This is a genomic window from Nioella sediminis (genome assembly GCF_001879695.1).
Taxonomy (GTDB): domain Bacteria; phylum Pseudomonadota; class Alphaproteobacteria; order Rhodobacterales; family Rhodobacteraceae; genus Nioella; species Nioella sediminis.
Map to the genome: position 1 here is coordinate 1 of NZ_MNBL01000106.1, position 6,514 is coordinate 6,514.

The 6,514-nt window shown below is 66.1% G+C and carries 7 protein-coding genes; 2 read left to right on the forward strand and 5 right to left on the reverse strand.

The window, feature by feature from the left end:
* Positions 1–216 precede the first annotated feature (216 nt).
* From BKY26_RS13240 to bcoG, 4 genes are read right to left on the reverse strand one after another with little or no spacing between them, the layout of a single operon-like run.
* Positions 217–1,659 carry a carnitine 3-dehydrogenase gene (locus BKY26_RS13240; protein ID WP_071690864.1) on the reverse strand — a complete coding sequence of 481 codons (1,443 nt, stop codon included), beginning with the start codon at positions 1,657–1,659 and terminating at the stop codon, positions 217–219.
* A 1-nt stretch (position 1,660) separates the two neighbouring features.
* Positions 1,661–2,437 (reverse strand): SDR family oxidoreductase, encoded by a 777-nt coding sequence (locus BKY26_RS13245; protein ID WP_071690865.1) that lies wholly within the window; start codon positions 2,435–2,437, stop codon positions 1,661–1,663.
* 10 nt (positions 2,438–2,447) lie between these two features.
* Positions 2,448–2,762, reverse strand: a complete 315-nt coding sequence (locus BKY26_RS13250; protein WP_071690866.1) for a hypothetical protein — start codon at positions 2,760–2,762, stop codon at positions 2,448–2,450.
* Positions 2,762–3,673, reverse strand: coding sequence for a 3-dehydrocarnitine:acetyl-CoA trimethylamine transferase BcoG (gene bcoG, locus BKY26_RS13255; RefSeq protein WP_071690867.1), 912 nt, complete (start codon positions 3,671–3,673; stop codon positions 2,762–2,764). The genes BKY26_RS13250 and bcoG overlap by 1 nt, the downstream gene beginning before the upstream one ends.
* Positions 3,674–3,748: 75 nt before the next feature.
* Between bcoG and BKY26_RS20040 the strand changes: the two genes are divergently transcribed.
* Positions 3,749–4,723, forward strand: coding sequence for a GlxA family transcriptional regulator (locus BKY26_RS20040; RefSeq protein WP_071690868.1), 975 nt, complete (start codon positions 3,749–3,751; stop codon positions 4,721–4,723).
* A 3-nt stretch (positions 4,724–4,726) separates the two neighbouring features.
* Here BKY26_RS20040 and BKY26_RS13265 read toward each other — a convergent pair whose 3' ends face one another.
* The gene (locus BKY26_RS13265; RefSeq protein WP_071690869.1) at positions 4,727–5,770 is read right to left on the reverse strand and encodes an aldo/keto reductase; all 1,044 of its coding nucleotides are present in this window, start codon (positions 5,768–5,770) and stop codon (positions 4,727–4,729) included.
* A 105-nt stretch (positions 5,771–5,875) separates the two neighbouring features.
* Between BKY26_RS13265 and BKY26_RS13270 the strand changes: the two genes are divergently transcribed.
* Complete coding sequence (locus BKY26_RS13270) at positions 5,876–6,487, forward strand: ImuA family protein (protein ID WP_071690870.1); 612 nt, start codon at positions 5,876–5,878, stop codon at positions 6,485–6,487.
* Positions 6,488–6,514 lie beyond the last annotated feature (27 nt).

Below are 6,514 nucleotides of genomic sequence, written 5' to 3' on the forward strand. Positions count from 1 at the left end.
CCCTCGCCACACATCCGGCCACACGACCCGACAGACCACCCTCACCACAGATCCGTGGCAACGCGGCCCGACGAGGCCTCCCGGCGCATGCCGGGGGGTTGAGAAGGGCCGCTCCCGGGTCGACGCCGAAGGCGGCGAAATCGCCGTTTCATATGCACAGGGGGGTGTACGGGGGGTGTACAGGGGGTGCACGCATGGCACCCCCGTCATTTTCGCCTATCTGCGGCCGGTTCCGCCCGCCCCGTCCGGCACCCCGAAACCCGCATGCGCCTGCGCAATCCGGGTCAGCAGATCGGCCATCTCCGCCGGTGGCTCTGCCGCCCGGCGGGTCTGCATGTCGACATGGATCAGCAACTGCTCCACCGTCGCCGCGACCTCGCCATTGCAGCGGATCGTGTAGAACAGCTTCAGCTTCTTGCCCTTGGCCTCCAGCACCTGCGTCGTCGCGGTGATCCGGTCTCCGATCATCACCTCGGCCAGATAGCGCACATGGTTTTCCACCGTGAACCAGCTGCCCTGCGTGGCGATATAGTCAGGCGTCGTGCCGATCCACAGCAGGAACCGGTCGCTCGCCTCCGACATCGCCTGCACATAGCGGCTTTCGTTCATATGGCCGTTTCCATCCACCCAGTCGGTCGGCACCTGCCGGTCCAGCGTGATCATCGGACCCATCAGGTCCGGCATCGCGGGTTCGATGGTTTTCTCGTGCTCTGCCAAGACCTTACCCACGGCAGACCCGCGCGCCTTCAGGCTGCGCATCATACCGATGAGGTTGCCGTCGCGCAGGGATTCCAGCTCTGCAATCGACAGATGCCCCGACTGCGCATCGGACTGGCTGGCGATCATCTCGATCAGCTCATCGGTCAATTCCGGCACATCCATCAGCTTGGTCCAGGGCCATTCCAGCGCCGGGCCGAACTGGCTGATGAAATGTGCCATCCCGGCAGGCCCACCGGCCACGCGATAGGTCTCGAACAGCCCCATTTGCCCCCAGCGCAGGCCAAAGCCCATGCGGATCGCATCGTCGATCTCCTCGGTCGTGGCGATGCCGTCCTTGATCAGCCACAGCGCCTCGCGCCAGACCGCCTCCAGAAACCGGTCCGCGATATGGGCAGGGATTTCCTGGCGGACTTTCAGCGGGAAAAGACCAACAGTTTCAAGCAGTTCCTTGGCGCGGCCCAGCGTTGTCGGGTCGGTTTTGTCCGATCCCACCAGCTCAATCAGCGGCAGAAGATAAACCGGGTTGAACGGGTGCGCGACGATAATCTGCTCGGGCCGCGTGGCACAGCTTTGCAACTCGGACGGCATGAAACCCGATGTTGACGAGCCAATGATCGCGTCGGGGTCACAGACCGACTGGACCTGCTGGTAAAGCTTTTGCTTCAGCTCCAGCCGCTCCGGCGCGCTTTCCTGGATCCAGATCGCCCCCTCCACGGCCTCGCTGATCGTGGGATGAAACGAGAGCCGCCCTTCGGGCGGCAAGGCCACATCATAAAGCGCGGGCAACGCCTTGCGCGCGCGGCCCAGCATCGCGTTCAGGGTTTCCTCGGCCGTCGGCGACGGGTCGAACACCCGCACATCCCAGCCCATCAGCAGGAACCGCGCGGCCCATCCGCCGCCAATCACGCCCCCGCCCAGAATTGCCGCTGTCTTGGTCATTTCAATCCCCGTTCGATTCCGTGTGCCCGTCGACAGCCATCGCCTGCCCCGAGACCTTGTTTCCCATATCCGACGCCAGGAAGAGCGCCATATTGGCGATATCCTGCGCGGTCACCCATGTCTTCATCGAGACGCATTGCACATAGCTGCGCCGCACCTCGTCTTCGCTGACGCCCCGCGCCTTGGCCTCATTGGCCACGACCCGATCCATGCGCGGCCCTTCCACCGCACCGGGGCAGAGCGCGTTGACGCGGATGTTATAGGGACCCAGCTCCATCGCCCAGGTCTTGGTCAGGCCGATAATCCCCCATTTCGCCGCCGCATAGGGGGACCGGAACGGGTGCCCGAAAAGCCCCGAGGTGGAGGAGGTCAGCAAGAGCAGGCCTGAGCGCTGCGCCTTCAGCACTGGCGCCGCGCGCCGTGCCACCAGAAAAGCCCCATCGAGATTGACCGCAAGGGTCTCTTTCCAGCCGTCGAAATCCATGTCTTCCACCGGCGCGGCCGGTCCGCCGATCCCGGCATTGGCCGCCGCCACGTCGAGCCCGCCGAGCGCCTCCAGCGCCTCGTCGAAGAACCCGTCCACCTGGCCAATGTCGGTCACATCCACCACGCGGGTCAGGATGTCGGGATTGGCTGCTGCCATCGCCGCACAGGCGGCCTCGTCCACGTCGCAGACCGCGACGCGCGCGCCCTTTGCCTTGAAGCTTTCGGCCATCACCCGGCCTATGCCCGCCGCGCCCGCCGTGATCAGAACGCGCTTGCCCTGCAATCCGTCCATGCGATTTTTCCTAGTCTACGCAGATCGACACGACCTGCCCTGTCTCATCAAGAAAGCTGTAGCAGCCGAACGCGTTGAAATGGGTGGAGCAGGTTCGGGACTCCGCGTCGCAATAGCCTTCGCAATCCGATGCGATACGGCACATCTGACCCGCATCCGGCGTCGGTTCGGCGCAGAATTCCTCCCCCGAGAAGCCCGCGACAGCGACGTAGCCGCCGCGCGCCTCACAGGCCGCCGCATCGGGACCGGACAGTTCGGACGGCCCGTTCTCGATGCAGCTGGCCAGCAGCAGGGGCAGAGCCATCGCGGCGACCAGCTTGCGCATCAAGCCGGGTCCCGCTTGGTCAGGCCAAGCTTGTCGCGCACTTCCTGCGGGCCCATGATGCGGCTGCCCATGGATTCCACGATGCCACGCGCGCGGGTCACCAGCTGCTCATTCGTCGCCAGCACGCCCTTGTCGAGCCAGATATTGTCCTCCAGCCCCACGCGCACATGGCCGCCCGCCAGAACGGAGGCCGCCACATAGTTCATCTGATTGCGCCCGATGGAAAAGGCCGAGAAGGTCCAGTGATCGGGCACGTTGTTGACCATCGCCATGAAGGTGTTGAGGTCATCGGGCGCGCCCCACGGAACCCCCATGCAAAGCTGCACAAGCGCCGGATCGTCGAGGATGCCTTCCTCCACCAGCTTCTTGGCAAACCACAGATGGCCGGTGTCGAAGGCTTCGATCTCGGGCTTCACGCCCGCATCGGTCATCATCTGGCCCATGGCGCGCAGGGTGCCGGGAGTGTTGACCATGATGTAATCGGCCTCGGCGAAATTCATCGTGCCGCAATCGAGCGTGCAGATTTCCGGGCGACAGTCGAGAACATGGGCAAACCGCTCGGACGCGCCCGCCATATCCGTTCCGGCCTCATTGGCGGGCAGCGGCTGCTCCACGCTGCCAAGCACGAGATCCCCGCCCATTCCGGCGGTGAGGTTCAGCACCACGTCCACATCGGCGTCGCGGATACGCTCCGTCACTTCCCGGAACAGTGCCCGGTCGCGGTTCGGCACCCCGGTTTCGGGGTCACGCACATGGCAATGAACGATGGCCGCGCCCGCCTTGGCCGCCGCGATGGCGCTGTTGGCGATCTGTTCGGGGCTGCGCGGCACATGCGGGCTGCGATCCTGGGTACCGCCCGATCCGGTGATGGCACAGGTGATGAATACGTCGCGCGAAGGGGTAAGGGGCATGCTGGTCTCCGTCCTCTGATTTCGGCTAGGAAAGCGCATGTTGCGGGCAAGTTCTTTGCGATATACGAAAGATCCATGACCATTCCCGCGACTCGCAAAAGAAACCTCGGAGAGCCGCCCTTTCGCATCGGCCTGCTGGTGCTGCCCGATTCCAACCTTCTGTCCATGGCCTCGGCGCTGGACCCGTTCCGCGCCGCGAACCGGCGGGCAGGGCGGAAGGTCTATGCCTGGCAGGTGATGTCACCGGAGGGCGGGCTGGTGCGGCTGACATCGGGGGTGGAGGTGATGACCGAACCGCTACCGCTTCATGCAGACATGGACCTGATGGTGATGGTGGCGGGCTTCAGGCTCGACGCCCATGCCACCCCGGCGCTCAGGTCCTGGCTACGGCAGTTGCGGGGGCGCGGCATCCCCTATTGCGGTGTCGATGGCGGGCCATGGGTGCTGGCGCGGGCCGGGCTGCTGAATGGCCACCGCGCCACGACTCATTGGGAGGATCTGGAGGCCTTCGGCAATGCCTTCCCCGAGGTGGACCCCCTTCCCGACCGCTACGTGATCGACGGCCCGGCCCTGACCACCGGCGGCGCCGCCCCCTGCCTCGACCTGATGCTGCACCTGATCCGGTCCCATCACGGGGCCGAACTGGCCGGGCTGGTCGCCAATGCGCTGCTTTATGACCCCGAGGACCGCCCCAGCCCGCAACGGCTGGTCCCGCAGGCGCGGCTGGCGGCCCTGACCCCGCAGGTGGCCCGCGCCGTGGCCATTATGGAGGAGCGGCTGGAAGACCCCCCCGCCATGGCAGAGATCGCGGCAGAGGTCGGCCTGTCGCCCCGGCGACTGGAGATGCTCTTTCGCAAGCATCTGGAAACCGGCCCCGGTGCCTTCTTCCTGCGCCTGCGTCTGAACGAGGCCCGCAGGCTGGCGCTGGATACCGGGCTGAACGTACAGGAGATCGCCATCAGAACCGGGTTCTCCGGCCCCTCCACCCTCGCCCGCGCCTTTCGCAAGGCGTTCGGCCAGTCGATCTCGGACCTGCGCGCCAACCGCTGAGACCTAGTAGGGCATCGGATGCGCCTTGTGCGCTGCCGTGATCTCGTCCAGCACTTCGGCGGACAGGGTCATGTCGGCGGCCCCGAAAATATGCTCCAACTGCGCGCTCGTGGTGGCCCCGAAGATGGCCGAGATCGCGAAGGGCCGGGTCTGCTGCCAGGCCAGGGCCATATGCACCGGGTCCAGCCCATGGCGCGCCGCAATCTCCAGATAGGCCGCCGCCGCATCGAAGACCCGCGCCGATTTGCGCCCGCCCATTTCCGGCACCAGCGACATGCGCGACCCGGCGGGCACGGCGCCGTTCTGGTACTTGCCGGTCAGGAACCCGGCGGCCAGCGGCGAGAAGGACAGCAGCGTCACCTCCTCGTTCACCGACATCTCGGCCATATCCGTGTCATACATCCGGGCCAGCAGGGAGTATTCGTTCTGCACGGTCTGAACGCGCGGCAACCCTTTGTCCTCGGACACCCTGACCCATTGCGCCGTGCCCCAGGCGGATTCGTTGGACAGGCCAATATGGCGCATCTTGCCTTCCGCGATCAGCTTGTCGGCCTCCGCCAGCACATCCTCCATATGGGCCAGCGTCTCGGCCTTGTTCTGGCCGCGCGGATCGTAGGTCCAGTTCTTGCGGAACTGGAACGATCCGCGATTGGGCCAGTGCAATTGGTAGAGATCCACATAGTCCGTCTTCAGCCGCTTGAGCGAACCCTCCAGCGACTCGCGCAAGGCCGCCCCGGTGATCAGCGCCCCCTCACGGGCGACCCCACCTTCGCCGCTGATCTTGGTGGCGAGCAGATAATCCCCCCGCCGCGCCGGATTGGCCGCGTTCCAGTCGCCCAGAATGGCCTCCGATCCGCCGATGGTCTCCTTGCGGACCGGGTTGACCGGGTACATCTCGGCCGTGTCGACAATGTCGATCCCCGCCGCCAGGGCCATGTCCATCTGCCGATGTGCATCATCCGCCGGGGTCTGGGTGCCCCATGTCATTGTGCCAAGGCACAGCTCCGAGACCGTCTGGCCGGTCGACCCCAAGGGAACCTGTCGCATTTTTCCTGTCCTGTCCGTCATGTCCTTATCCCGCAACCTAGGCGCTGAGACCCCGGGCGCAAGGCGGGGATTGAAGAACATTTAGCGAACATGTAGATTGACCTCATGTCCCAGGCCCTGCTGTCCCGTTCCTCTGCCCCCCGATCCGGCCCGCGCCCGCTGCGGTTTCTGGGCCGGTTCGACCTGCCCCGCGCCCGCGCGCATGAGTTTTGCGGGCCTGCCCGACGGCGGCTGGCACTGCTGGCCGCGCAGGGCTGCGAGGGGCCCGTCCTGTGGCTGCGCCCCGGCTGGCATCCCGATCGGCTGCATATGGACGGGGTGCGCCCGCTGATCGACCCCGCGCGACTGCTGATGGTCGATACAAGCCGCCCCGAGGACCTGCTCTGGGCGCTGGAAGAGGCGCTGCGTCCCGGCATCGTGCCGCTCGTCGTGGGTGACCTGCCAGAGCCGCCGGGCCTGACCCCGGTGCGCCGCCTGCACCTGGCGGCCGAGGCCGGAGCGATGACAGGCCATGCGCCGCTCTGCCTGCTGCTGACCCCCGGTCCCGGCGGTGCACCCGGCGTGGAAAGCCGCTGGCAGCTGACACCCGACCATGGCCCCGGCCGCAGCCGCTGGCAGCTCGCCCGCCTGCGCGCCCGGCAGGCCCCGCCGAAAAGCTGGATTCTGGATGACACTGGCATCATCAACACCCGGCCCGAAAAGGCCCCCGCCGCCTGAACGTGCCTTCATCTTGGCAAAAATACC

Excerpts from the sequence above, each read along its gene's own strand:
- BKY26_RS13265 (WP_071690869.1), bottom strand. The coding sequence starts at position 5,770 with ATGCGACAGGTTCCCTTGGGGTCGACCGGCCAGACGGTCTCGGAGCTG.
- BKY26_RS13245 (WP_071690865.1), bottom strand. The coding sequence starts at position 2,437 with ATGGACGGATTGCAGGGCAAGCGCGTTCTGATCACGGCGGGCGCGGCG.
- bcoG (WP_071690867.1), bottom strand. The coding sequence starts at position 3,673 with ATGCCCCTTACCCCTTCGCGCGACGTATTCATCACCTGTGCCATCACC.
- BKY26_RS13270 (WP_071690870.1), top strand. The coding sequence starts at position 5,876 with ATGTCCCAGGCCCTGCTGTCCCGTTCCTCTGCCCCCCGATCCGGCCCG.
- BKY26_RS13240 (WP_071690864.1), bottom strand. The coding sequence starts at position 1,659 with ATGACCAAGACAGCGGCAATTCTGGGCGGGGGCGTGATTGGCGGCGGA.
- BKY26_RS20040 (WP_071690868.1), top strand. The coding sequence starts at position 3,749 with ATGACCATTCCCGCGACTCGCAAAAGAAACCTCGGAGAGCCGCCCTTT.
- BKY26_RS13250 (WP_071690866.1), bottom strand. The coding sequence starts at position 2,762 with ATGCGCAAGCTGGTCGCCGCGATGGCTCTGCCCCTGCTGCTGGCCAGC.